Source organism: Virgibacillus ndiopensis (genome assembly GCF_900187325.1).
In the GTDB taxonomy this organism is placed as follows: domain Bacteria; phylum Bacillota; class Bacilli; order Bacillales; family Amphibacillaceae; genus Virgibacillus_E; species Virgibacillus_E ndiopensis.
In genome coordinates this window covers 171,415-196,787 of the sequence record NZ_FZMZ01000006.1, presented here as the reverse complement: position 1 = coordinate 196,787, position 25,373 = coordinate 171,415, and the positions used below count along the sequence as shown (strand labels likewise).

The following is a 25,373-nucleotide window of genomic DNA, read 5'->3' as shown; positions in this document are numbered from 1 at the left end:
TGATGATTTATAGATTTTATAAACTGTCAAAAAAATTTAGTTTAGCCTAAATAATACATTCGACATAAATAATTAAATTCCTCTATGAACAAAAAGTCCTGATACTTTAATTCAGGACTCTTTGCATAGGTTACTCACCTTACTTCATATACCAACCAGGCTGATTTTTTGTCGAGCGACTACCTTTTGAAGTGAATTGAAAATAAATATCCTTTGTTGCAAGTTCTTTAAATATGGGTTTTAACTCATTTGCACCAACTACCCATAGACTTCCACCTTTATCTCGCTTATCAATAAAATTTAATCCTTTAGTGGCCAAGTAGTTAGTTAACCAAGAATTATCAATATGATTATCGATACCCTCTTTATCAAATAAACTCATTTGTTGAATATCAACTTTGTCATCTTCAAATAAACTTTGTTGCATTTCAGAGTTTAAATTACCTTTATTAGATTTTTGTACCTTATTAATTCCTTCATTAGTTTCCTTATGATTGGCGATATTCATATTGTTGTCTTCTATATAGTCATTTGAGCCAATCTCTGAAACATTTGGCTCAATTCCCATCTCATTTAATCTCAGCCAGAGACTTCCCATTGCTTTCTTTCTGTTAAAGTAAAACTCTCTACCTCGAATACGCCAAAACTTCCAACCGGCTCGTTCTAATGACTCTTGACGTTGCATATCTTCCTCGAACTTTTCTGGCCCGTGCCATCTCTCACCATCACATTCAACTGCAAGTCTATCCCGAATGCCTTCAACGACAAAATCAATACGGTATCCACCAACTTTAACTTGTGGAGTTACTTTATAACCTTTGGCTAATATCATTTTTAATACATCTATTTCAAAAGGTGAATCACATAACTGTTCTAAATCTTCAAGTTCCTCATTTACCCTAGTAGGATTTTTACAATAACTCAATAAAGAGTATCGATAGTCATTATTGTTTAATTCACTTGTATCAATTGAATGGTATAATCGCATTTGGTTCCTAGCGCGGCTTGCAGCAACGTTATAGCGCTGTTTTTCACTAGACATTGTAAGTGACCTGAATCTCCTATTTGAGGCAACAACCATAGAAAGAAATACGATATCACGTTCATCCCCTTGCAAATCATATGGGTTTCCACATATAATCTTTCGTGCGACGTATTCCGCATCTCCTATTTTATCCCTTATTAAAATTTCAAGGAGTTTGTGCTGTTTATTTCCTTGTAACGTAATGACTCCAATTGTTTGGTCTTTATACTTTGGATCATGTACTACCTTATATATGTCTTCCGCTATTGCTTCCGCTTCTGGCCTATTAATATCTTTATCTTTCTCATCATTGTAGCCTTCCTCGACCTTTATAGCCATTACTGGTGGATCAATCTTCTCCTCTTCTAATGGTAATCTTAATGGTATCATTTCTCCACCGTAGCTAAGGTCATTTGAAAATTGAATAATCTCAGGGACACACCTAAAATGTTCTCTTAACATTAATTTTCCTGCTTTAGGGAATGTTTGCTCGGCTATTTCATATAAAGAAATATTTCCATCAAATAAATCAGAATTTGGAATATCCGGTAAGTAGCGGTTAACTAATTCATTCACATCATCTTGTTTAACCCCAATTGCCTGTGGGCTTATTTGTTCATCATCTCCGACAACGATCATCTTTTTCCCTCTTAATAGTACATTTGCTGAAAAAATGTCACACTGACTACTTTCATCAAAAATAACAACATCAAACTTTTCATTCGTTATTGGGAAGTTTTCAAGGACTTGTGTTGTTGGCATAATCCAAACCGGAATAGCACTTTGAGCATCTTTCATAGCTTCTCTTGCACTATACAAATAACGTTTATTCTTACCTGTCCCTTTTCCATACCTTTTAATATAAGACTTCCATGAAGACAGTGCTCTTTTTTCCTTTTCAGTAATTCGCTCAATCTGACTTTTCCATGAGGCATCTCTTACAATGCTTTGAATTAATTCCCTTTGATAACCTTTCTCTTTTTCAATTAAACTTCTTAATTTAGTTGCATTAATATCTTTAGTCTGATCAAGCCAAGTTCTTAATTTCCTAAGTTCAAATGATTCTAAGTGATTATTTGGATACTCCCAATTTTCTCCAACGGACATTTCAATAGATTTTTTAGTTAATGGTACACTATTATCTAACTTGAATAACAGTTCGTAGAATTTATTTACAGCTTTCTTTGTCTCATACAGTTCTACTAATTGATCTAACAAGTTGTCCCATTTATTAATATCAAGATTTTCAAATGCTTCAATCATTTCATATATAATTGAGTGATTATTTTCTTTTTCACCAAATGACCTTAAGTTAGATAATTCCTTTTGATAAGTTTCAAACCACTTTTTATATTCTAAATAAATTTTAGCTTGCTTTATATTTCCTAATAGAGTGTTTACATCCCCAACTGAATATAAATCAACATTATCCACCGTAAGCTTGTCTTCTATGGCATTCACTATTTCGAATACCTTTATTACAGTTTGTAACTCTATTAATCGCTCTTCTAGTAGGTGTGGAAAACGCGCCTCGTCCTGTTTAATATTAGGGTGTTTAATTTCTTGCATATTTCCGTTGAAAACCCTCGCTGTTTCTGCCTTCAATTCTTGGTACTTAATATAATCATCTATCGGCCCAAGATCTTCAGATTTACTAATTGGTTTATCATTTAAAATCGGTTCCTCAAATAAATATTTTGCTTGTTTACCTTTAAAAAGGAAGAAGGTCAAATTCGGTTTTTTCCCACTTTCGAATCGTTCTTTAACAACTCTTATATCTTCTTTAATTTCACCAATATCTTTATTAGGTAATTTAACAGTATGTGTCACCAATCTATTGTAGTAATGAAATAATTGCTTACAGTTATCCTGTATCTCATCTACTAATTTCCTCCAACGTTCTTCCCTTATACCTCTGGCCTTCAAATCATTTATGATTGATTTATATCCATCGTCTTGTATAATGTGCTTAAAGTCTAATATAACGTTTAGATTCTGGATAAATTCATCTAAAGAGGGTATATCACTTGGTAATCGATAAGATTCTAATTGCCTATATCCCTCATCCTTTCCCTTCGACAACTTTTCTCCATCATGAACAAGATCCCTAAAAGCTTTTTCATTTCTTATATCTGAATCAATTCTTGGAAGCATTGTAGAATAAAGTTTTAAATCCTCGGAATTCAACGAGTCCCTAAAATTCCAAAGTTCCTTAAACTCTACTTCATTAATAGGGAACTCCGTTTCCATATCTAATTCGTCTAATATCCATTCATAATTTACACTTGATTCAGATAGCTGTTTAGCTACATCATACCTAAATAATTCTTCATCTTTATACTTAAGGACAGATCCCTCCTTTTCCATATAATTCTTTAATTGATTAACAAGTTTGGATTCTTTTCGCTTACTCTCATCAAGTTCTCTAAGATTTAAATCAACATTTTTACTTAGTTTATTAGTGTCTAATTCTCCTAACTTTTCACTAATTGTATTAATAGACTTTTCAATTTCCTGTAACGAATCTCTACCACCACCTAATACCGGAACACATAGGTCTTGGATATCCTTTGGGATTTTACTTTTCAAAACACGTAATGGATTTTCTTTTTGACTAGTAATTAATACCCTTTTACCTTCTGCCAAAAAATGAGATACTAGGTTGGCAATTGTGTGTGTTTTACCTGTTCCAGGTGGCCCCTGTACAGTAACTCCATAATTTCTTTCAATTCTTTTGACTATTTCTTTTTGCTGTTCATTAGATTCTAGTGGAAAAAATAATTCGTTTCTAGTGAACTTATTCTCGTGATCATTTTCTAATTCTGTTTCAACAGTGTGATTAAACTCTACTTCACCCAAGATTGACTTCACTGCTTCATTAATCTCAATACTACCTGAGTCAATTTGCTCAATTATGTTTTCAAGATCGTCACGTAATACACGAGTGTTTTTAACCCTAAAAATAAAAATATTGTCATCATAAATAATAGGTGTTTTGCGAATTTCTAAATGTTCATTAGGCCCCTTATATTCACCATCTGCATCAATTGTATTAATTAATTGGGTTAACAAATCAGATAAATCATCTTTTATATCGAATGTTTTTAAACTATTTAGTATCGCATCGGCTCTCTTTTTATTTGGCAAACTCACTCCTGAGAGCATTTCGCGTTCTACGTTATTAATTTCATCTATTCTACTTGCTGTAATAACACCTTTCTCAGCATCTAAGTTCAACTCTAACTTTTGTGTTAAAAGGGGGGAACGAATTAACCCAATCTTCTTATCAGGATGATTCCAGATTAAAATACCCCTTCCAAACACTAGTTCTAGTGATTCCCCTTCTCGGTCAAAGCGGGATACTAAATCAAAAAATTCATTATATAATTTGGACAGTTTCTTTTTTTCTTTTAGGTTTTCCGCCCACTCAATCCATTCACTAATAAAACCTTTATATAATTTTGTTCTCTCTACATCATCTTCAAATGCTTCAAAACCAGCCTCACCATGTTCATTTATATATCTTTTTTGAGCTGCATGGCTCGGAATAGTATTTTCATTATGTATATTAAAATCCAGCCATTCTTTTATAACCCTAGCTGGGTATGGAGGTACTTCCTCTTCTCGTTTGATTTGTGGCTTATGTATTTCTAAATATGTATCAATGTCATCACAATCTTCATCAACATAGCAACCTTCGATTTCCTTTAATTCATTTGGGCTCCAATATTTTTCATACCCTCTGTAATCCCTAATAACTTTACCGGTTAATTTCGTTAATTCTAATAAATACTCAAAAAACCTTTTTTCTTTAGATATGCTACTTATTTGCACCAAATCACCTCTTTTAACTCGCTGTACTTCCCATTCTACATTAATTAACTTTTTAGTTTCGATAGATTAGAAATAATCGTGATTGCACCCAATTATTATAATTAACCAAAACTAATATCAATCACCATATTTCTTATTAATCCATTAAGTCTATTTTAAACGATATATTATCTACTTTTTCACCAATGTCACTTATTGAATCATAGATTCCATTTCCTTGTATCTTTTCCAACTTTTCGTAAACATCACTAATGCTATTCCAGGTACCTTCTCCTTTTAACTCGTCAATTTTATTATTTAGATCCGCAATTGAGTTGTATAATCCTTCACCTTTGATTTCTTCCAGTGAAATATTCATTTGTGCTACATTGTTATTCATTTCTCTCATTTCATCCCTAATTTCTTTTAGTACCTCGAGTAACTCTTCCATTTTCAAAACAACTCCTATTTAATATTTATTATATTTGTTAACTCATGAATATTATTTGAATTTATAATCATATCCATATGGGGTAAACAATAGTGGTATAATGAACATTTGGTGATTTTACGACAGTATCTAAGTTGTATGAGTTACGGGGGCCACTACTCCCCTTAGATCTTTTGCAACTATTATTCGTGGATTATAATTGAGTGAGCGCATTTTTGTTAGCCATTCTATTATTTCAATTTTAAAGTATATAGATCTAATTTTAGAAAAATCTATAGATCCATTTTGTTGAAAAATGCTGGATAAACTTGTTACAAATAGCATTGAGATAGTATTAATTTTATAAATATCATATTCCTCTAGTATATCCCTATGAATATTGAGAATATCAGCGCTGTGTAAAGATTGTTGAATACAATATCGTAATTCAGGCGTATTACCTATTTTTACATGTATTAACTCATCATTATCTTGACTGTATAAATCTGCAAATTCAACACTTTTAAAGGTTCTATGTAGACTTTTTCTATCTAATAACTTATATTGGTACTCATTTTCTAAAAATATGTTATATGGATATTCGGTATATGTAACTTGATCATATATATGAGGACTAGCTGCTTGAATCTCTCTTCCTTTTTCTACTACTGAATCTAGAAGATTATAATTTTCATCGTACGTAACATATTCATTAACCTTTAGAATTTCACGTTCAATAAATTCCATATAAGACTCATTAAAACTAGCCCATTTTCCTTTATATAGGCAGTAATTTTTTCCACGGTACTCCGTAATAAAGTCCAATACTCTCATCAAAGGGAGTTGTCTATTTCTTCTTGAAGCTGGCCTAATTGAAACTCTAGATACATCATCGCATTCGGCCTCAATCAAAATATCTGCAATACTTTCAATAGTATAGGTATCTATGGTATAACTTTTTTATAGACTATCTCTATCTGGTCATCATTAGCTGGTTCAATAAAAATATCACCATCATCTTCTATAAAATATGATAAAGTCACACTAGTATCTCCATCCAAAATCCCAGTAAGTAATCTTCTATCTAGATCTGCAATCATTGGTGCATTATCTTCATTATTTTTAAGGAAATTCATTCTTGGCAAACTACCTGACTTTTCTTCATTCAGTAATAAATAATTTAATTCATGGACTATATCCAAAATATCATTAGGTTTATAGTCATTGACATTCAGTTTTACTGCTGAGCCAAACTTCATTTTGTCTTCATACTCATGTAATAAAAGTTCAGAGTATTTATCTTTCAAACTAATCTTACTAACGAGTAATTCATGACTTTCTCCGATTTCTGACGTTACAAATGAATTCACATTATATTGGGTAAGGGATTTGTTTTTAGTTTGCTTAAAAAATTTGGCAGACTTTATTTCAATTGAACTTTCATCATGTATTATCTCTGCTATATCAAACCCAAAATCCATATCTGCTGTATTACTTGCGTAGCTGTGTCCTCTTCCTAGAGATATAGCAAATACGTCTCCTTCTATCTCAATAACAACCATACCAAAAGCAGATTCTACTGACTTAGTATTTTTTGAATCATCTCCAAAGTAATTTCCCCAATACTTTGCCCACTCTATTTCCACCAAATCATCAGAATCTAATTTAAAAAAGAAATCAACTTTCATTGAGGCATCTTTTTCTTCACCATCAATAATCCTAGTGCTATTGTAATTGATAGAATCCCCTACTCTATCCATCCCTTTTTCTCTTAAATCCGTGATGAAGTCCTCTCTAGTAATGACTTGCTTATATATACTAAATTCCACTGAAAAACCCCCCTGTTTTTTAACAATTTCAATCTATTTTGTAATAAATTGATACTACCAAGTGTATTAGTTGAACTGTTCCTTCTCAGTTTTGATCTGGCACATACATCTTCTGTAACGGCAACAAAGCCCTAACATCATTCGGCATACTCTCATACCACTTCACAACCAAATCTACTAATTCCTCCAAATCTACCAACCTAACAGAATTATGTTTAGCTACCGCTTCAGCTTGTGAAGTAAACCCACCTGTTGAAACAAATAAACTATTTGCATCAATCGGGTTCGCTCCAAGTAACTGCTGAATTTCAGGTGCTGATGCGGAAGATTTTCGATGCTTTACTTGTACCTTAATAATAGGCTTTTCAAATCCAAAAGCATCTTTATATGCCAAAACATCCACTCCTCCATCAGGGCCCTTAGGACTTACTCTAACATTGTAGTCCATTGCTTGTAGAAGTCCTCCAACTAATTCTTGCATTTGCCAAGGATCAAGTTTATCGACTTTATCTTGTACCATAACCAATGCTTTGCTAACTAAATCTTCAATAATTTCACTTTCTTCTATTCCATTTTCATTGGTATCATCGGGCTCAAAAAATGGGTGTTCTACTAACTCTTCAATTTCACTTCCCCAATCATCTACACGGAAGACTGTCAGTACAGAACCTAAACTATTCTTGGCGGCTTGTGACAATGAATCTCGATCAACAGTAATTTCTTCCCAATTAACTTTTATATGATTAGGGTAGTCTGAGTTTCCAATAGACTTATCATAAAAATGCGATTCAGTAACTGTTCCTACCATGTATTGTCGTGTCTCTTTAAAATAGGTTAATACACGATCACCATTTTTAATTTCTCTACTGAATCGCCACACTTGATTCACCCAACTATTACGAGACTTCGGTTTACTCTCTGAAAAAACATCACCAGCTTTTGCAACCATTTCTTCCTTCGATCTGTATTGTTTTGGATCCCCCAATTTAGGCCATCCAATCGATGCAATTCCTTGTTCTTTCCATACTGGAATCAATTCGTTGTTATCACCTGCTCGAATCATCCACCATCTCTTCATTCTTTTATCCTCCTCTAAATAAACATTAAGCCTTCCTCTAACCGATGTTCTACAAATTCACCCTCATTCACTTCATAAACATATACACGACTCTTAATCGGCTCATAATCTTCTTCAATTAATTGCTCTTTAAATGAATGAATATCATCTGTAACCACTATTAAACGACTTTCACCATCTGCTTCCTCACTGATGAAATCGACCAAACCAAATGCTGGTTGTGTTCTGACGTTCAGCCTACCCTGTTTCATTTCATAATCCTCAATAATAGTTAAATAATCTTCAGGTACAACACGACCATTATTCACACCATTTGGTTCAACTTTAAATTGGGCTATTCGTTTAACTGGCTTTAATTGGATTGATCGCTCACGGTCAATTTCATTTAATCTATCTTTGCTTCGGTCTTCCATTTCATCAATTTGGGCATAGGTTTGATTGATTAGAGCACTGTTCTTACCATCAAAGTTCTCTTCTTGGTATCTCTTTAAGCGTTCTTGCAGTGTCTCCATTTGATCTTCAAATGACTTCCTTAAGAATACTCGTTTTCGATTGGCATTGTCTTCTCGTTTTCGTTGAATGGTTTTGAGTAGTTTTCTTACATGTTGAATGACATGACGTTTAATATTTTGTTCTTCATTGTCATATGTGTTGATGACGTCTAGTGGTTGATTAAAAAGTAGATAAGGCGATAGTTGAATGAACTCACCATTTGTACGTTTTCCTGTCAGCATTAACTTTTGTTCAAGTTCTCGACCATTACCATCAACAATTGTCACCTGATTTAATTCCATGATCATCGTTTCTGGAATGGATGCTTGAACCTTATACAATGGTAAAACTGATTGTTGCATTTCTTTTGCTGTTAATTTCATTACTAAACTAAATAATGCATCATCATTTTCAACCATTGACAATGATTCTGATTCTTTTGATGTTGTTAATGCAAATCGAATAGATTCATCAAAATTGAACATCAGTTTCTGGTCACGTGCAAAATCTCTGATACGTTTAGGAAAACGATCAATACGTACTATAGATTGATCTGCAGACATACTCATCCTTGTTCTAGTATTTTGCAGGCCATCAACTACGAACTTTCCATAAAAGTGATTCGGGATACTGTGAATGGAAACCTCATCAAACGATCGCTTCGCACCTGGTAAGTCAAATTGATCATCTAAGCGTTCATTCTGAGCAAGCTCCAGTAACCGTTTGTGTTCTTCCGATAATGTCTTTTCCATATGTTCAATGACTTCATCTAAGTCTTCACGCCCGGTAATCGCCTGTTCCATGACTGAAGATAAATCCGCTTGTCTGTCTTCAAGAACTTCACCGACAAAGTCATAAACTAAATCTTGTCCAAGGTCTTCACGCATTTGTTCCATTTTAGTTAATAGGCGAGTTAGCACGTCACCCTCTCGTGTATTTGTGGCTACTAAATTAAAAACAAACACTTCATTCTTCTGTCCTATACGGTGAATACGACCCATACGTTGCTCTAAACGGTTCGGATTCCAGGGGATATCATAGTTCACCATTTGATTACAAAATTGTAGGTTGATTGATTCTCCACCAGCATCAGTAGCTATCATAATTTGGACATCATTTCGAAACTTTTCGACTTCCTCTTGTCGTCTGTCCATTGAAAAGTCCCCAACGATTTTCGCTACTTCAAGAACATAAGCTTTTAATTTCTTTTCTAAATAATTAAGCGTATCCTTGGATTCTGTAAAAATTAATATTTTTTCACCTTGAGCTAACAATCCACCAGCACCAAACAGCGTTTTTTCGAGCTCTTGAAATTTACGTTCTTCCTGATTTTGCCTAATCACATTGGCTTTGCGAATAAGCTGATCTAACATCTCAATCTCGACTTGTAATTCATCAAAATCAAGTTCTTCAAACTCACCTTCAGCGTAGGCTTCAAATAGTTCCTGTTCTTCTAAAGAGCTGTCTTCATAATCTTCATAGTCCAGCATCATTTGTTGCACTTTTTGTCCTGTTTCTAATACTTTTTGCAACCGTTCTTTACGGCGTACAAGCGATAGATAAATGGCTTCAACTGATGAGCTTAAACGCCTTTGCAGGATCATCATTGCGAAGGCAACATTCGGTTTGTTATTTTGCTGGGCGCGATTAAAATAATGTCTGACATAATCCGTTACGGCCTCATACAAATCAATCTCAGCAGGACTTAAGTTAAAGCCTAACGTTTTAGTTGTTCGTTTTGGAAACAACGGTGTTCCATCAAAATTAACCATATTTTCTTTTAATCTACGAATGACATAAGGATTACTCTTCTCCAACATCTGTTCACCACGGTTCAATTGAGAAAAAATATCATGATCAACCAAACTCATTAGATGCCGAAAATTTTCCTTATCACCTTTATGCGGTGTTGCTGTTAATAAAAGACAATGCTCTGAATGTCTTAATAAATTCTCACCTAACTGGAACATCTTTGTTCTTTTCACTTTTCTTTTCTTCTGACCAACCGTATAAGCCGCCATTTTGTGGGCTTCATCCACAATGACTAAATCAAAATGAGCATTTAAGATCATGTTTTTAATATCTTCACGAGATGCCCAATACATCGAAGCAATGACTTGTTGATGCATATCAAACGGATTGATCTCACCTGATGCTTTTAAGTAATCACGAGTGATGATCACAAAGTCTTCATCAAACTTCTCTTTTAACTCCGCTTGCCACTGTTTTAACACGAGTGGGGGAACGAGTATTAATGTTTTTCGAATGATGTTACGTGCTTTTAATTCACGGATGAGCATACCCGACATAATGGTTTTACCAGCACCTGGATCGTCTGCTAAAAGATAACGAACTTGTGGTGCTTGTAACATCTTGCTATAAACCGCTTCTATTTGGTGTGGCAATGGAATTAAATTCTTATTTCCGCGAACACGAGAGTGTGAATACTCCTTTTCGGTTTTTAACACATGATACTGCAGGTAATGTTGGAAGCGATCTTTTAATTGATCGGAAGATTCATCTTCAGAATAATGGTCAATTTCTTGTAGTTGGTATTTCTCTAAATAATTCTCAAAGAATTGATTCGACTCTCGTCCTACTGCTTCGATTAAAAATAAATCATCATCAATATTTTCAACATGTTTGATTTGAACGGGTTCAGGCCAAAACGAAGATCCAACAATTTCACCTTTTTTAAGCACGATAACACCTTCTTTTCCTTCTCAACTTAATACAACGCTTCATATAAACGTAAAACAAATTCTTCTTCTAAGTATGGTACATTACCTTTATTCGTTACTGTTTCGATTTTTAGCTTACATGTTTCACCGATTTTATAATGTTTTTCAATTAAATTGAATTCAACTTTTCTGTTACGCTCTCGGTTTTCACCTTTTAAGTCAAACACAAGCTCGACTTCATTTGAAATGCGTTCCTCACCTTGATAAAAAGCAGCACGAATTTTACGTGACGTATATTCATCGGAAACACTTTGCTCCTGATAAAAAGTAATCGGAACACGATAATTCGTAATGACTTTATTAATCATCGCGACAGCTAGATCAACTGGCTGTGCTTTCTCTATACGTCGATACTCGATTAACGGAACAACCGCTTCTTGTGGTAAAGCCCCTCCATGTATAAATTGGAGACCACCACCTGTTTTAAATCGGTTTAGACTCTTCGCAAGAACGGACTCAACATTTTTTAAGGGCGACTGACGCTCCTTTAATTTAACCGCTCCTTCAGGCACAGATAACTCATGACCAACTGCAAAACGACGACTGCCGTCTATAACCTTTCCATCAACAGCTGGAATCTTTCCATGCTCTTCAATTTGTTTAAACTGAAACAAAAAGCCATGATCTGCCGTTATAAAGATTCGTTTTGCTTGGAGTCGGGATAATCGATCAACCGCATTATATAAATCTTTTATGGCATTTTGAACAGCTTCGTACGTTTCATGTTCCGTTTTATTGGAATCCCCATGCGCATCAATACGATCATGATATAAATAAACTAACCGCTTTCCTCTTAATAACTGCTCTGCTTCATTTGATTTCATATTTAACAGATCTTTTAACTTTAAAGCTTCTGTTTGCGGTTCTGTCGACCTTAATATTTTAAGACGACTATCCATTCCTTTTGTCGAGTGTCCATCGGCATAGACTACTTTTTTTTCATTCAATTCAAGCTCACGATGTGGTAATAATGAAGCCATGCCTAATTGCGTATAAGTGGGATAACTCGCTGCCATTGGTTCAATATTCGATGTTCCATTCTCACGCTCTGATAATTGTTCATGAAGCTCATCACCCGCCTCATAGCGAAGGGCATCTGAAATAATGACAAAGACTCTAGTGTTTTCTTTTTCCAAAATAGGACGAATTTTCTTCGCAAAAAACGTTCGTTGTGGCATCAATTTCGAGACATAACCATCCTCTAGCTTGAAATTCATCTCTTCTGCGATCCGGCGTAAATACTCATTCTCATACCAGTTAGTTAAACGACTTGCAATCTCTTCAAGCATGTCTTTTGTTTCAAGATTTACAAATTGATGCATAAAATGACGATAAGTCTGGTCAACTTCATATAGATGCTTTGCGTAACTTTCGTAAAAATCCGGTTCTTGTTGCAGCCGTCGAACAGTGGATTTCAACTCCTCCGTTCGAATAGCATTATATAACGTTTCATATAATGCGTTTAATTTACCCTTTGAGCCCCAATGGGTTTTTAGTCGTTCTTCAATCAACGATAAACGCTCATCAACATTAATCGTGTGATGATAGAGTTCATCAATACACTTCTCAATGATAAGTGCATCAATTACAGGAAAAGTTTCAGCGAGCTTATAGTTATCAATATCTTGATCAGCTAACTGTTCCCTTACTTGATTTATCTTTTCCCATTCTTTAATCTGTTCTTCTAGTACTTCACGATCACTGTGTTGCAACCATTCTTCGATGAATAGCGCACAGACATTAGGAGAAGACGACGTCCATTGCTTGTCCCATTCTTCTATCGTAAAATTAGCATGTCTCTTAAAATGTTGGTAAATTAATACGTTTAATAGCTCAATGAGAGGTTCTTCAGAAGAATCCAATGACACACCAAAATGACGACCAATGATTTCAAAGGTGCGTTCTAACGAAAAATTACGTTTCAGCTTTTTCATATATTCATTATCGTGGGTACTTAAACCATTCATAAGTAACTGACGTGCAATGAATCTTATATCAGGTACAGTTGCCTTAACTAATACCGCCATTATACTCAGTTCAAACTGATAGTCATCAGCTTCTTCAGGTAACACTTTCCCCAACTTTCTTTTACGCTCTTGGCTATCAAAAAATAAAGGATATTGTTCCATCATTGGACGCAATACATGATCAGACACATGTAAGTCTTCAGATAAAATGGCTGTTTCATCTGCCTTAAATTCAGCATTATACGACAATAAATCCAATAACATATTGTCTTTATCATTAGGTCTCGGTGCATCAGAATATATTAAGAATGAATCTGATTTTCGCTCAAGTTCAATTTCCACTTTCAATTGAAAAAAGTTCTTGTCAGTATGTCTAACCTCAATACCACCTAACTGAGATTCTAGTTCATCTACGTTTACTTGTTTCTGTGGGTCATACCAAAAAACAATCGCTCGTTCTTTGTTGGCCTTTTCTTGTTGTATTTTATCCTGTAACTTCTCAATCACATTCACGGCTTTCACCTCATTATGTAAAGAGAAAGAGGGAACCCCCTCTTTCTTGTTATTTTATCTTAGCTAGCACTTTATCAAATTTTGCATAGTTGACTTTAACACCATCATCTAAGTCAATGTCAATTTGTTCATTCGCATACGTCGCTAATTGCTTATCAAATTCTTGAATTTCATCTAATTTCTTTTGATAATCTGTTTTCGCTTTTTCTAGGCTACGTCTATCCGTTGCTGATAAACTTAGGTTAGCCAATCGTGTATCAATCATACTAATTTCGTTTTGATACTTCGATTGGATCTCTTGTAAATGTTCAAATCGAATCGTTGCCATCGTATCTGGTTGATAGCGATGCATATAGATGAGTGTTCGTAGCCCTTTTTGTTTACCTGAATCAACTAACCAGTAAATTGGTCGTTTCTGGTATGTTTTACAATGATCTTTGAAAAACTCATCTAAGAAATAACGACGTAACCGCTCCTCCGGCGATTCATTTTTCTTCATTGTTAATGATTCGGCTAGCCACTGCATATTTTCGTCTACTGTGTCAGGACTAAATGCTACGGATAGAAACTCTCTTAAACGTGAAATAATATCGTTATCAAAGTAATGGTCATCAGTTATTTGAATTAACCCACCTGAATTCGGCTTGAATGACTTATACTTCAACTCATTAAACTCTCCTCCAGCAAAAGTGAGACCATCCATATCTAATGAATAGCGCCCCATGACACAACCTATGAAGTAAGATAAAAATGATTTAGTATCTTTTTCATAATCTGCTTTAGTTACTGAAATATACTTAACCTCTATAGATGGATCCAACTCATCTTTTAAGTTGTATAATTCAATAAATAATTCATTTAAAAGTTCTTCATTCTTCTTTAATGATTTAAACCTTTTTTCGCATTCATTTTTCCATTTTTCATATGACTTAGATAATTTTGTTGAATTTAATTTTTCTACAATAAATGGATGAGCAATAAAATCCCATGAGATTTCATATGAGTTCCAATCTGCCTTAGAGATATTAATATTTTCAGATACAAGTTGTTCAATTCTATCGTTATCAGTTGGGATATATGGTAATCTTCCAATTGGGCCTTCATGGTAATCTAACGTTGGTGAAATTGACTTTAAAAAATGGTTAACAAGCTTTGAGTTTAAATACCCGAATAATGTTTTTAATTGATCAATATCTTTAGGAAACAATACAGAACCTTTAGTTTCAAAAATCGAATCATCTGGATGATAACGAAATGATACATTACTAGAAGAAACCGTAGACCATGTTAATCCTTCTCTAAAATAATAAGTAGGATTACGTATTACTGACCCTTTAAAATTCTTCAACTCTTTTCCATTCTCTTCCCAATCCACTACAAAGTTTCTGTTTCCATACCACTTTCTAAAGGCGCCACCTTTACTAACAGGTACCCATTTATAATTATCAATATTTTTTTCATAAATTTTTTTGAAGGAAGGCTCGAACCACCATCTTAGAAATCGATCATTATTGCCGGTTGCCAACCCTTGCTTAGGTTCAGCTATTTCACCTATACTTATTGATTCACGAAATAACTTTCTAACTTGTTCACTTGACCAGTAAGCGATTGGTGAACCAGAAATATCTGAGAAGCTACTTGAGAATGTCCGGTATCTATATTTTACATTTGGATTAACAACTGACTCATGCAGCTTAATAGGTTGCATTTCAGACCCTTTAAAATCGTCTAGACGAATATAATGACCTAGTGTCTGTTTCACTTGGTTTTGTATCACGAATGTACAAATGGGTACAGTTGCTTCCTCAAAAGCAGAATACTCTAATTGAACTAAACTTGATATCTTTGCTTCATTTAACACAAAATTTCTTAACTTTTGATGACTCGATATAAACATCCAAGTATAAGGCGTCATCAATGCTGAGTACCCACTACTTTTTGTCATTCGAGTAGTTTTATATATAAAAGATGAATATAAATCAGATTTATAATTTTTATACGATTGATTCATAAAACTCTTTAATAAAGGGTTATATTTATTGTGGTACGGTGGATTAGTTACAATAACATCATATTTTTGATACAACATATTTGCTTGTTCTAAAACAGGCAATAACTTTTCTCTTAATTCATTTATATAAGACTCATCAATTAAATCGCTTTGCTTTTTTTCAAGGTCGTATAATCGATTAACCCATTCCTCATAAGGTATTTCAATTGGATTAATCAATGAACCAAACTGTTTTCCATTTTCAAATTGACTTAACAATTCTTGGACTAATGACTTTTCAGTTTCATTATCAGCAAAATAATCAATAGCTTCATCAGATAACGACTGATCTGCATCAACAATTTCATATACGTTCAGTTTTGTACTTTTCCCTTTACGACTTAACTTTGAAATGAAGCGTGGCTGTTTTTCAGCAGCTTTCATTAATAATGCAAAGTTCGCAATTTGTTGAGCACGTTTATCAATGTCCAACCCGTACAAGTTGTTTTCTAAAATCAGCTGAGGTATCTCTCTAGTTGGATATCCCGCTTCTTCATACATATCGTATAACATGTCAAAGGCATAAAGTAAGATATGACCTGATCCACAAGCTGGATCCATGATTTTAAGTTCTTCTAATGAATCAAATTCTGGGTATAGATGGTGATTTTCTTCGTGTTTTAAGTAGTACTCCCATTGCTGGGCCAATTGATTATTTTCATACTTTTCATCGTATAATTTTCCTAACGAATTTTGTACCATATACTGTACAATCCATTTTGGCGTGAATAATTGCGTGACGACAGGCAGGTCTTCTTTTTTTACTGCATTGTTTCGTAGTCCGCCAACCTGCTCTTTCTTCTCTGACATATAATATTGATAAAGCCAGCCTAACACTTCTACATTGTCTTTTCGGGAACCATTTTCCTGTATTTGATAAAAGTTTTCATCAGACAAATCATTAACCATTTTACGAATGATAGATTCCTGGTCTAATAAATAATCAGGTAATAATAATTCGGTATAATCTTCAATTTTCTCAAATAAGAAAGGTAGCAATTGATTTAAAGCATTACATTGTGCAATAAATAAGGTGCGATAAGCTTGTTCATTATCACCTTTTTGTAGCCACTCATTTATTTGTTCACGATCTACGTCTAAGTTCATTGTTTTATATTGAAGTAAAATATCAGGTTCATTTTTACCTGTGCTACTTGATAATACATTGACCCGATCAGGTAAATAGTTATTGACTTCCATATAACGAATCGCAATTATTCGGTTAAACCAAGTGTAAGCAACTTCCTCAATAAGCTGGTCATAACCCACTCGGTTCAAACGTTGTTGGAACGTATGAACAGCATGTTTGATCTCTATCAGGAAGGACTTACCATTAACGATTAATTGTCCATAGTTTTCTTCAATATTTAATTCTTGATGATCATCAGTAATTCCATATTGTTCAGCTTTTAGTGACACTTTATCAATTAAATCTCGTCTAGCTTCAACAGCAAACTTTTTAAGTTCTGCCTTATTCATTGTTTCACCCCTATATGTAGAGGAGCAGATTGTTCTCTGCCCCATGTTTATGATTTAACAAAATAATGAGTTTGTAATTCTCTAATCAAACTTCTCTTCAATGATTCAATGGCACGTTCCAAATCTTCTTCAGTTTCAATTGTATTGACTTGACTAAAGAAGGAGTTATAAAGTTCTTGCTCTGTGATTGTTTTAGGTTCTCTTTTAACCGTATCTGATTCTTCCCTTAGTTCATTTAGCATGTTACGTGCTTTTGACTTTATTGAATCAACAATGTCGATAAGTTGTTGTTGGTTAATACGTGCACTAGAGATTCGTTCGCTTTCTTCAATCTTATCGTGAAGTTGTTTTGCTTGTTCTTTTCTAGATTTAATATAATCTACAATCGGCTCATATTGAGAATACTGATCAAATAATGCTTCGATTGCTTCAATTAATTTATCGGATTGAACTAAAACCGCTTGTTTTTGTTTTTCAGTTTCTTCTTGTATGAGATTCTGAAGGTCATTAGTTAGCTCTGGCAAACGGCTAATATCTTTTGTTGGTTCTTCCTGTAATAAAATTTGTTTTATGCGTTGAGTTATGTCTTCTAACTTTTCGTTATGGATGATTTCTAAGTCATGATGGTGTTCTTTGAGTGCTTGAACGGCCTTGTCAAAGTTGTTTATAGGATTACCCTTATAAAAGCCTTGCAGTTTTTCTAATATGTCATACCATTCTTCAATATCATCTTCATATTGAATAAATGTTCGACACAATTCTTCTGGGTCACGAATAGCTAGTAGTTTTTGTGTGTCATTTGCAACTCTGTTAATATCCTTCTCACCTGGATACAAGTATCCACTTGATGGGTCTTGTTGACGTCGTCTGTTTCTAATTTCATCAATTGGATTTACAAACTCTTCTTTAACCTTTTCTCGTATAATTTCCTCGTAAGCTTCATAAGTGTCATATGTCTGTGTAATAGAGAAGAAGTCACGGACTAATGCAATCAACTCTTGTTTAACTTGGCTGTCCATCTCTACGATTGGTAAAACAACAATTCGATCACGTTCAGATACTTTTTCTAATCGATCATAGAATTTACTGGAATTAGGATTAAATAGTTCACCGGCATAGGTAAACCTAACCTTTCCAACATTCATTAATCCCATTAATATGCCGATGGTGTCTTGTTCTTCCCAACCATAAGGCACAGCATTATACTTTTGTACAACCTGTTTTAATGTTCTTTGGTCATGTGAACGTTCCAATTCTTCAATGAAATGCTTCACTTCATCGATCGCGTTCTTGTTTAGATCACTGAATAAGCTTTGCTGACCTAAATTTTCAGCAACTTGTTCCCATTCGTTTTTACTATTTTTAAACGAAATCGGTTCTTCAATATAATGAAATTTCGTAAATGTGCTTCGAATCAACATATCCATCGCTTGATCAACTTTACTTTCAAACTTGCCGCTAAAATCACGACGTTGACCTTGAATGTAAAATTCAGCATTCTCACAAGCTTTTGCTAATAACTCTTCTGCTTTTTGTGAATACTCATCTACCTCAGCGAGCTTCGTCTCAAAGATACGTTTTTGTTGCTGAGTTGTGGTACTGGATTGTTTACGTCGGACATAACTATCGACCTGTTGAATATAAGCAAGTGCTCTTTCAGCTTCTGCGACATGCTCTTTATCCAGTAATATGATAAGGTGACCTGAATTGGCTTGAAGTGCTGCTTCTGAATCAGTCATGCCTTCTGTAAATACTTGCATAGTTAAGTCATGATTCATTTGTCCTTTGACGTAACTATCGAATCGTTTATTGTAATCAAAGTGCTTCGTTTGTTCATTATGTTTGTATTCATATTTAGGATGACGATACATCACATTGAAAAACAGATTACCTAAACGCTCTTTAACCGCTGCTGAATTATATTCTTCTACACGGATTTCGCGATTGATTTCTTGCTCTTCATCTGACAAGAAAGAGTACGAACCATCTGCATGTTGTTCAATGAACATAGCTGTTTGCAGACGATTTAGTGATTCCTTAATCTTGTACTCTAATGGCTGACGTTCGTCGTAAATAGTTTCAACCATAAGTGTCGCAATGTTACTAGGTGTTGATTTGATTTCATCAATCCCTTTGATTAAATAAAGGACTTGTAAGACTTTTACATCATATTCTTCTAGCCCTTCTTGATTTCTAGCACGGTCTTGAGCTCGTACAATGGTACCAGTAATCGATGATTCTAAGTAATCACGAATGGAAGGATAAAACTCTGCCATCGTTACCATATTGTCAACATTTTCATCCGCATTTAATTGAGCCGCTTCTTGGAACGCTTTAAGCAATGAACGTTCACCACGAGATGTATGTTGTCCACCTTCACCCAGATTACGAATTTTTGTGAAAATCATTTGTAATAACTCAATCTGGTATGGCACAAACGGGTAAAAGGAAACAAACTCAGCTATGCTTCGATAGCCCGAACGAAGTTGTGTGTTCCTAGTATCAAAGGCTAATCTGTTATGAATGAGTTTTCCTTCTTGGTCATGGATGGATTTTAATGTTTCCTCACCCACTTCTTTTTTCTCTAGGAGACGTTTTTTAATAACTTCATCCGTATTGGCACTTGATAAGTTAATTTTTGTTTCAAAACGACCTTGGATTTTTGAAAAATCTTTTGTACTATCAAGATCCGAAACAGTCGATTCTAATTTTTCCTGTGATGTCACAATGACCCATGCTTGACCTTGGCAAAGATCACCTAATTTTTCAGTAATCGTCTGTAGATTAAGCATTAGGCTTGTGTTGTTTCCGATATACTGTCCAATTTCATCTGCAAGGAACACAAGACGGTAATCTGGGCCTTGTTTTTTACAATACTCAGCTACGAGTTCTGCAACTCGTTGAGCATCAATCGAAAACCACTCTCTACTCATCGCAAAGAATGTTTCAGCTGTATCTTGATCATAACCAACGTATTCTAATGCTTTAATGACTTTTTTCTTCCGCAATAAGATCTTCAAACGAAACTCTTCCCAAGCCTTACTGTTTTGATCATAGATAGCTTGCTTAAATTCTTCGTACTTTCCATCTTCATCTAATTGTCGTTCCATTTCAGCTACCCAAAGTGTATCTGAATAGCCTAAATGATTATTAAATACTCGTAGAAACACTTCAATAATTCGTTCTTTTTCCGAATCTTTTGATGAAGAGGTTGAACGTGAATCAATATTGAATAATAAAGCATCTGACTTTTTCTCTGATACTTGTTGCATCATATTGAGTAACTCTTTGTTGTTTGTTTTGTCCTGGAAATAATCAGCCGGAGTTCTGCCTGCAATCGTTTGATTATGTAATAAGTAAGATAGGATTTTTAAGAAATGTGATTTACCAGATCCAAAGAAACCCGAAATCCAAACCCCAACTTTTGTAGATGGTTGATCATAAACAGCTAAATAATTTTGATAAAAACGTTCTAAATAATGTTCACTTTCTTCTGTTAAAACATATTCATCCAACTCGTTCTCAATGGTTGACTCATCCATTTGTTCAGCTTGAACAACATTATTAATTGGTCGAAATATATCTTTTTTAAATAAATCTTTAATTTGCATGGTTTTACCTCCCCTTAAGATATACGCGATAATTGATAGTCATCTTCATAGTCAAGAATGCCAAATAATTTCAGCCTTAGCCCTGTAAATTCACCAGGATAAAATAAAACGATTGGTTTCTTATAACCTTTGCTTGATATAGCTTTTAATAACTGACTCGACCGTAGAAACGGATGAGCCGTTCCTACTCCTGTTATGAAAATGAGATCTGCTTCGTCTGTGAATTCCTTAAATTGATTAATTATGGTATTACTTTCGTTTAAAATTGGTTCTATTGCATCGTTTAATCCATTTATTCCTTCCTCTTCTTCTAATTCATATAATTCTTCTAGTTCATCTTCTTCAAAGAATGAAAGCAGAAATTCAAACAGATTCACTTCTTTAATATTTAATTTAGTTCGTTTAAGCATGTTTTTTAAATAAACACGAACCTGAAGCTCCTCTTCTGGTGGATAATCTAACACAAAGTGAGGGATGTCACTCCCAATCCCTTTAGGTTGAGTGAAGCCGTCTTGATTAATTCGTTTCTCCATTTGTTCTAACCGTTCATACGTCGATTTCATGACTCATTCACCTTTTCTAATACTGTAAAAGAATATAACAGTGGAACGTTCTTTACAGCGTAAGTTTTAAAATTCTGACTCAGATGGATTGGTTTTATTGTATATTTGGACTGATCAACTTTTTCAATCATCTTTGCTTCTATAAAAAACATCAGTAAAGTGTTTATGAGACGTTTGATGGTTTCAGATCTCCAACCGTTAACTTTTTCACTAACATTTGCTTTGTCTTCAAAGAAATAATGAAAGTCATTACGATACAACGCGTCTTGCTGTTCATACTTGTAAACAAGAACTTCTAAATAAAACTCCAGAGGCAATCGATAAACTTGAAGAAATGAATACAACGTTAATGCCTTTCGATCATAGTCGTTAGCTCCTAAGAAATGCCGTTTCATTTCGTCGTCAAGAGACGCTGCACGATTGTACACCATATTAAATCTATTTTTAATGCTAACTGGACTTCTCAATTGAAATAAGTTTTTCTCAGTCACTTCCTCCAAAATATCCTTTTTTGATTTCCCTTGAAGCATTAATTCAATAATGATTGCAATATCATTTTCTGACCACTTTTCTTTGGTAAATCCTGCTGAATATTGCATTAACTCTATCACCCGACCTTATTAACCGACATTAGTTTGTTTAATAACTTGATCTACAACTTCAAGTCGCCGCTTCCCACATTGTTGGCGAATAATAGTTGTATAATCCCCATTTTTAACAAGTTTGTTCGTATTCGTTATGTACAATTTTTGAATCAACTCGACCATTTTTACTTCATCAATCTCATCTTCCCAATATTTATCGATAACTAAGTTAATAGACGCTGCTAAATCACGCTGTGTTTTTTGAAAAAGTTTAACTTCCACTTTGAAGTCACCTACTCTTACTTTTTTTATACTTAATCTTTATTTTATATCTAGTTCATTAGTAACACAAGAGATTATAAAAATATCAACATATTTTCTCTCTACCACCATTCATTATGAACAAAAGGGGTATACCACCGTTTCATGCCCCACCCCTTTTTATAAGCTGTTATTTATCCATTGGATAGATGACGGCTTTCTTTTTTTATTTACAGAGACGACACGCGCGGTGAGAGGAGCGCATTCTTGAAAGGAGGCATTAAGATGAATGATTCATTAGCACGTATCCTTGTTAGTGCCAAAGAGATGGACAAGTGGGTTCCAGTAGATTACTTGATCAAGTATGACATACGTAATGTGGATCTTCTAGATTTAGAAGATCAAGGTTTACTACTGGTTAATCGAAGTAAGACAAATGGACTCTTACTGAAGTTGACACTAAAAGGTTATCACCACTTTAGTTAGTCGTCCTAAAGCTTTCAGCAACTATTTATCAATTAATAGGAGGAAATCATTATGAGGAATAAATTTAAAGGCACAAACGAACTGTTAAACGGAAGAAGCATTTCAATTCCAGAGGTTCAATCAATCTATCAATCACTAATTGAGCAATATGAAGGCTTATCAATCGAAATACTAGATTCAGTTGAACGTAATGATTATGTCAGACTCTCTCATCTACTAACTAGAAGAAAAAAGTTACAAACAGCATTGGATGATATTAAATCCCTACATGATGACGAGTTAATGACAAAGCAAACAGTTAAAGATCGAATTGCAAATGTATTAAAGACAAGCGCAGAAATGACTGAGTCAAAAGGTGAAGATGCTTTGATAAAAATTACCGACAGTATAGAGAAAGTAAATCATTCAGCACATAGCATTGCATCTAAAACACTAGATCTCTCAACTAAGACAATAAGTAAGGGAAATCAGCTAAATCACAGTGTTGGGAAGTTTCTTGTCAATAAAACATCAAAAAGTTTATCAAAACTTGCAGATGTATTCAATAAGCAATGATCTTTATCCATTGAAAGGAGGTGAATACCAATTTTCTCTCTACCACCATTCATTATGAACAAAAGGGGTATACCACCGTTTCATGCCCCACCCCTTTTTATAAGCTGTTATTTATCCATTGGATAGATGACGGCTTTCTTTTTTTATTTACAGAGACGACACGCGCGGTGAGAGGAGCGCATTCTTGAAAGGAGGCATTAAGATGAATGATTCATTAGCACGTATCCTTGTTAGTGCCAAAGAGATGGACAAGTGGGTTCCAGTAGATTACTTGATCAAGTATGACATACGTAATGTGGATCTTCTAGATTTAGAAGATCAAGGTTTACTACTGGTTAATCGAAGTAAGACAAATGGACTCTTACTGAAGTTGACACTAAAAGGTTATCACCACTTTAGTTAGTCGTCCTAAAGCTTTCAGCAACTATTTATCAATTAATAGGAGGAAATCATTATGAGGAATAAATTTAAAGGCACAAACGAACTGTTAAACGGAAGAAGCATTTCAATTCCAGAGGTTCAATCAATCTATCAATCACTAATTGAGCAATATGAAGGCTTATCAATCGAAATACTAGATTCAGTTGAACGTAATGATTATGTCAGACTCTCTCATCTACTAACTAGAAGAAAAAAGTTACAAACAGCATTGGATGATATTAAATCCCTACATGATGACGAGTTAATGACAAAGCAAACAGTTAAAGATCGAATTGCAAATGTATTAAAGACAAGCGCAGAAATGACTGAGTCAAAAGGTGAAGATGCTTTGATAAAAATTACCGACAGTATAGAGAAAGTAAATCATTCAGCACATAGCATTGCATCTAAAACACTAGATCTCTCAACTAAGACAATAAGTAAGGGAAATCAGCTAAATCACAGTGTTGGGAAGTTTCTTGTCAATAAAACATCAAAAAGTTTATCAAAACTTGCAGATGTATTCAATAAGCAATGATCTTTATCCATTGAAAGGAGGTGAATACCAATGAGGACAGATAAACACGCAAACAACATCGTACCATTTTCAAGTGATGCGGAATTAAATCCAACATCACTACCAAATATCGTCTTATCATCAGATGCATCTAAACAACGGATTGAGGAACTACAAAAATTTGTTCAGGAAGTGATGATTAAAGGGGTGGATTATGGTTTAGTTCATGGTTTTTCAAAACCTACGTTGCTAAAGCCTGGTGCAGAAAAGCTATGTGATGTATTTGGCTTTTCAAAAACAGCAGAAGTCGTTAACCGTATAGAGCAATGGGATTCAGGTATTTTCTCATACGAGGTAAAGACAACGCTCATACGCAAAGATAATGGTATTGTCGAGGCTGAAGGTCTAGGATCATGCAACAGTAAGGAATCAGCATTTCAGCAACAGGATCCATATACAATCGTCAACACCGTATTGAAAATGGCGAAAAAGAGGGCGTTAATTGATGCAGTGTTATCTGCAACACGTTCAAGTGGATTGTTTACTCAGGACATCGAGGATTTTCCTAAGCAGTCAAAAAATAAAGGAAGTGATGATCTCGCAACAAATGTTCAGTTGCAGACGATATTCAGGCTGGTCAGCGAAATCGATATGCAGACAGATGTTGCAAAAGAGATGATGAAGATAACTTTTGGTGTTGAGCGTAGTACTCAACTCACAAAGAAACAGGCATCCGATTTCATTCAAGACTTGCTGCATTTGAAAGAAGCATATAAGGAGGTGAGGGAGTAAATGGAGTTACAGGAAAATAACCATCAATGAGCAGTTCATGGATTGCAGATGCAGTCGATGGGCTTTTTGATTGCACAAAAATAGATGAGTGCATCGGCCAATGAACTCATCTATTATGGGACACAAGTGTAATCACTTAATTACATTGTATCTCATAACAGCTATTCA

At 34.4% G+C, this 25,373-nt stretch carries 17 protein-coding genes; 5 read left to right on the top strand and 12 right to left on the bottom strand.

Annotation, left to right across the window (positions count from 1 at the left end):
• Nucleotides 1-139: 139 nt before the first annotated feature.
• From CS937_RS13710 to CS937_RS13660, 12 genes are all read right to left on the bottom strand, one after another.
• Nucleotides 140-4,858 (bottom strand): AAA domain-containing protein, encoded by a 4,719-nt coding sequence (locus tag CS937_RS13710; protein WP_099159044.1) that lies wholly within the window; start codon nt 4,856-4,858, stop codon nt 140-142.
• A 136-nt stretch (nt 4,859-4,994) separates the two neighbouring features.
• Nucleotides 4,995-5,288, bottom strand: coding sequence for a hypothetical protein (locus CS937_RS13705; protein ID WP_099159043.1), 294 nt, complete (start codon nt 5,286-5,288; stop codon nt 4,995-4,997).
• A gap of 129 nt (nt 5,289-5,417) precedes the next feature.
• Nucleotides 5,418-6,101, bottom strand: coding sequence for a DUF6119 family protein (locus tag CS937_RS19740; RefSeq protein ID WP_245835813.1), 684 nt, complete (start codon nt 6,099-6,101; stop codon nt 5,418-5,420).
• Nucleotides 6,102-6,211: 110 nt separating this feature from the next.
• Nucleotides 6,212-7,096: a DUF6119 family protein gene (locus CS937_RS19735; protein WP_245835755.1), complete on the bottom strand. Its 885-nt coding sequence runs from the start codon at nt 7,094-7,096 to the stop codon at nt 6,212-6,214.
• An 85-nt stretch (nt 7,097-7,181) separates the two neighbouring features.
• The gene (locus tag CS937_RS13695; protein WP_099159042.1) at nt 7,182-8,174 is read right to left on the bottom strand and encodes a restriction endonuclease; all 993 of its coding nucleotides are present in this window, start codon (nt 8,172-8,174) and stop codon (nt 7,182-7,184) included.
• Nucleotides 8,175-8,188: 14 nt separating this feature from the next.
• Complete coding sequence (locus tag CS937_RS13690; RefSeq protein ID WP_099159041.1) at nt 8,189-11,368, bottom strand: DEAD/DEAH box helicase; 3,180 nt, start codon at nt 11,366-11,368, stop codon at nt 8,189-8,191.
• A gap of 26 nt (nt 11,369-11,394) precedes the next feature.
• Nucleotides 11,395-13,887, bottom strand: coding sequence for a BREX-1 system phosphatase PglZ type A (gene pglZ, locus CS937_RS13685; RefSeq protein WP_099159040.1), 2,493 nt, complete (start codon nt 13,885-13,887; stop codon nt 11,395-11,397).
• A 49-nt stretch (nt 13,888-13,936) separates the two neighbouring features.
• Nucleotides 13,937-17,416, bottom strand: a complete 3,480-nt coding sequence (pglX, locus tag CS937_RS13680) for a BREX-1 system adenine-specific DNA-methyltransferase PglX (protein ID WP_099159039.1) — start codon at nt 17,414-17,416, stop codon at nt 13,937-13,939.
• A gap of 47 nt (nt 17,417-17,463) precedes the next feature.
• Nucleotides 17,464-21,027 carry a BREX system P-loop protein BrxC gene (gene brxC, locus CS937_RS13675; RefSeq protein ID WP_099159038.1) on the bottom strand — a complete coding sequence of 1,188 codons (3,564 nt, stop codon included), beginning with the start codon at nt 21,025-21,027 and terminating at the stop codon, nt 17,464-17,466.
• Between the two features lie 14 nt (nt 21,028-21,041).
• On the bottom strand, nt 21,042-21,590 hold the full coding sequence (locus CS937_RS13670; protein WP_099159037.1) for a DUF1788 domain-containing protein: 549 nt from the start codon (nt 21,588-21,590) through the stop codon (nt 21,042-21,044).
• On the bottom strand, nt 21,587-22,189 hold the full coding sequence (locus CS937_RS13665) for a DUF1819 family protein (RefSeq protein WP_099159036.1): 603 nt from the start codon (nt 22,187-22,189) through the stop codon (nt 21,587-21,589). Before CS937_RS13665 ends, CS937_RS13670 begins: the two co-directional genes overlap by 4 nt.
• 21 nt (nt 22,190-22,210) lie before the next feature.
• Nucleotides 22,211-22,456, bottom strand: coding sequence for a TIGR04540 family protein (locus CS937_RS13660; protein WP_099159035.1), 246 nt, complete (start codon nt 22,454-22,456; stop codon nt 22,211-22,213).
• A 264-nt stretch (nt 22,457-22,720) separates the two neighbouring features.
• Here CS937_RS13660 and CS937_RS13655 point away from each other — a divergent pair, with 264 nt between their 5' ends.
• The 5 genes from CS937_RS13655 to CS937_RS13635 all read left to right on the top strand — a co-directional run bounded on the left by CS937_RS13655 (nt 22,721) and on the right by CS937_RS13635 (nt 25,205).
• On the top strand, nt 22,721-22,921 hold the full coding sequence (locus tag CS937_RS13655) for a hypothetical protein (protein WP_099159034.1): 201 nt from the start codon (nt 22,721-22,723) through the stop codon (nt 22,919-22,921).
• 51 nt (nt 22,922-22,972) lie between these two features.
• Nucleotides 22,973-23,476: a hypothetical protein gene (locus tag CS937_RS13650; RefSeq protein ID WP_099159033.1), complete on the top strand. Its 504-nt coding sequence runs from the start codon at nt 22,973-22,975 to the stop codon at nt 23,474-23,476.
• Between the two features lie 202 nt (nt 23,477-23,678).
• Nucleotides 23,679-23,879, top strand: coding sequence for a hypothetical protein (locus tag CS937_RS13645; RefSeq protein WP_099159034.1), 201 nt, complete (start codon nt 23,679-23,681; stop codon nt 23,877-23,879).
• A gap of 51 nt (nt 23,880-23,930) precedes the next feature.
• Nucleotides 23,931-24,434: a hypothetical protein gene (locus CS937_RS13640; protein WP_099159033.1), complete on the top strand. Its 504-nt coding sequence runs from the start codon at nt 23,931-23,933 to the stop codon at nt 24,432-24,434.
• Between the two features lie 30 nt (nt 24,435-24,464).
• Entirely contained in the window at nt 24,465-25,205 is a 741-nt protein-coding gene (locus tag CS937_RS13635) for a hypothetical protein (RefSeq protein WP_099159032.1), read from the top strand.
• The last annotated feature ends 168 nt before the right edge of the window (nt 25,206-25,373 follow it).

Bases quoted from the DNA above. Each gene is read 5' to 3' on its own strand.
- CS937_RS13705 (WP_099159043.1), bottom strand. From the start codon at position 5,288: ATGGAAGAGTTACTCGAGGTACTAAAAGAAATTAGGGATGAAATGAGA.
- CS937_RS19740 (WP_245835813.1), bottom strand. From the start codon at position 6,101: ATGAGAGTATTGGACTTTATTACGGAGTACCGTGGAAAAAATTACTGC.
- CS937_RS13695 (WP_099159042.1), bottom strand. From the start codon at position 8,174: ATGAAGAGATGGTGGATGATTCGAGCAGGTGATAACAACGAATTGATT.
- pglX (WP_099159039.1), bottom strand. From the start codon at position 17,416: ATGAATAAGGCAGAACTTAAAAAGTTTGCTGTTGAAGCTAGACGAGAT.
- brxC (WP_099159038.1), bottom strand. From the start codon at position 21,027: ATGCAAATTAAAGATTTATTTAAAAAAGATATATTTCGACCAATTAAT.
- CS937_RS13670 (WP_099159037.1), bottom strand. From the start codon at position 21,590: ATGAAATCGACGTATGAACGGTTAGAACAAATGGAGAAACGAATTAAT.
- CS937_RS13665 (WP_099159036.1), bottom strand. From the start codon at position 22,189: ATGCAATATTCAGCAGGATTTACCAAAGAAAAGTGGTCAGAAAATGAT.
- CS937_RS13655 (WP_099159034.1), top strand. From the start codon at position 22,721: ATGAATGATTCATTAGCACGTATCCTTGTTAGTGCCAAAGAGATGGAC.
- CS937_RS13650 (WP_099159033.1), top strand. From the start codon at position 22,973: ATGAGGAATAAATTTAAAGGCACAAACGAACTGTTAAACGGAAGAAGC.
- CS937_RS13645 (WP_099159034.1), top strand. From the start codon at position 23,679: ATGAATGATTCATTAGCACGTATCCTTGTTAGTGCCAAAGAGATGGAC.
- CS937_RS13640 (WP_099159033.1), top strand. From the start codon at position 23,931: ATGAGGAATAAATTTAAAGGCACAAACGAACTGTTAAACGGAAGAAGC.
- CS937_RS13635 (WP_099159032.1), top strand. From the start codon at position 24,465: ATGAGGACAGATAAACACGCAAACAACATCGTACCATTTTCAAGTGAT.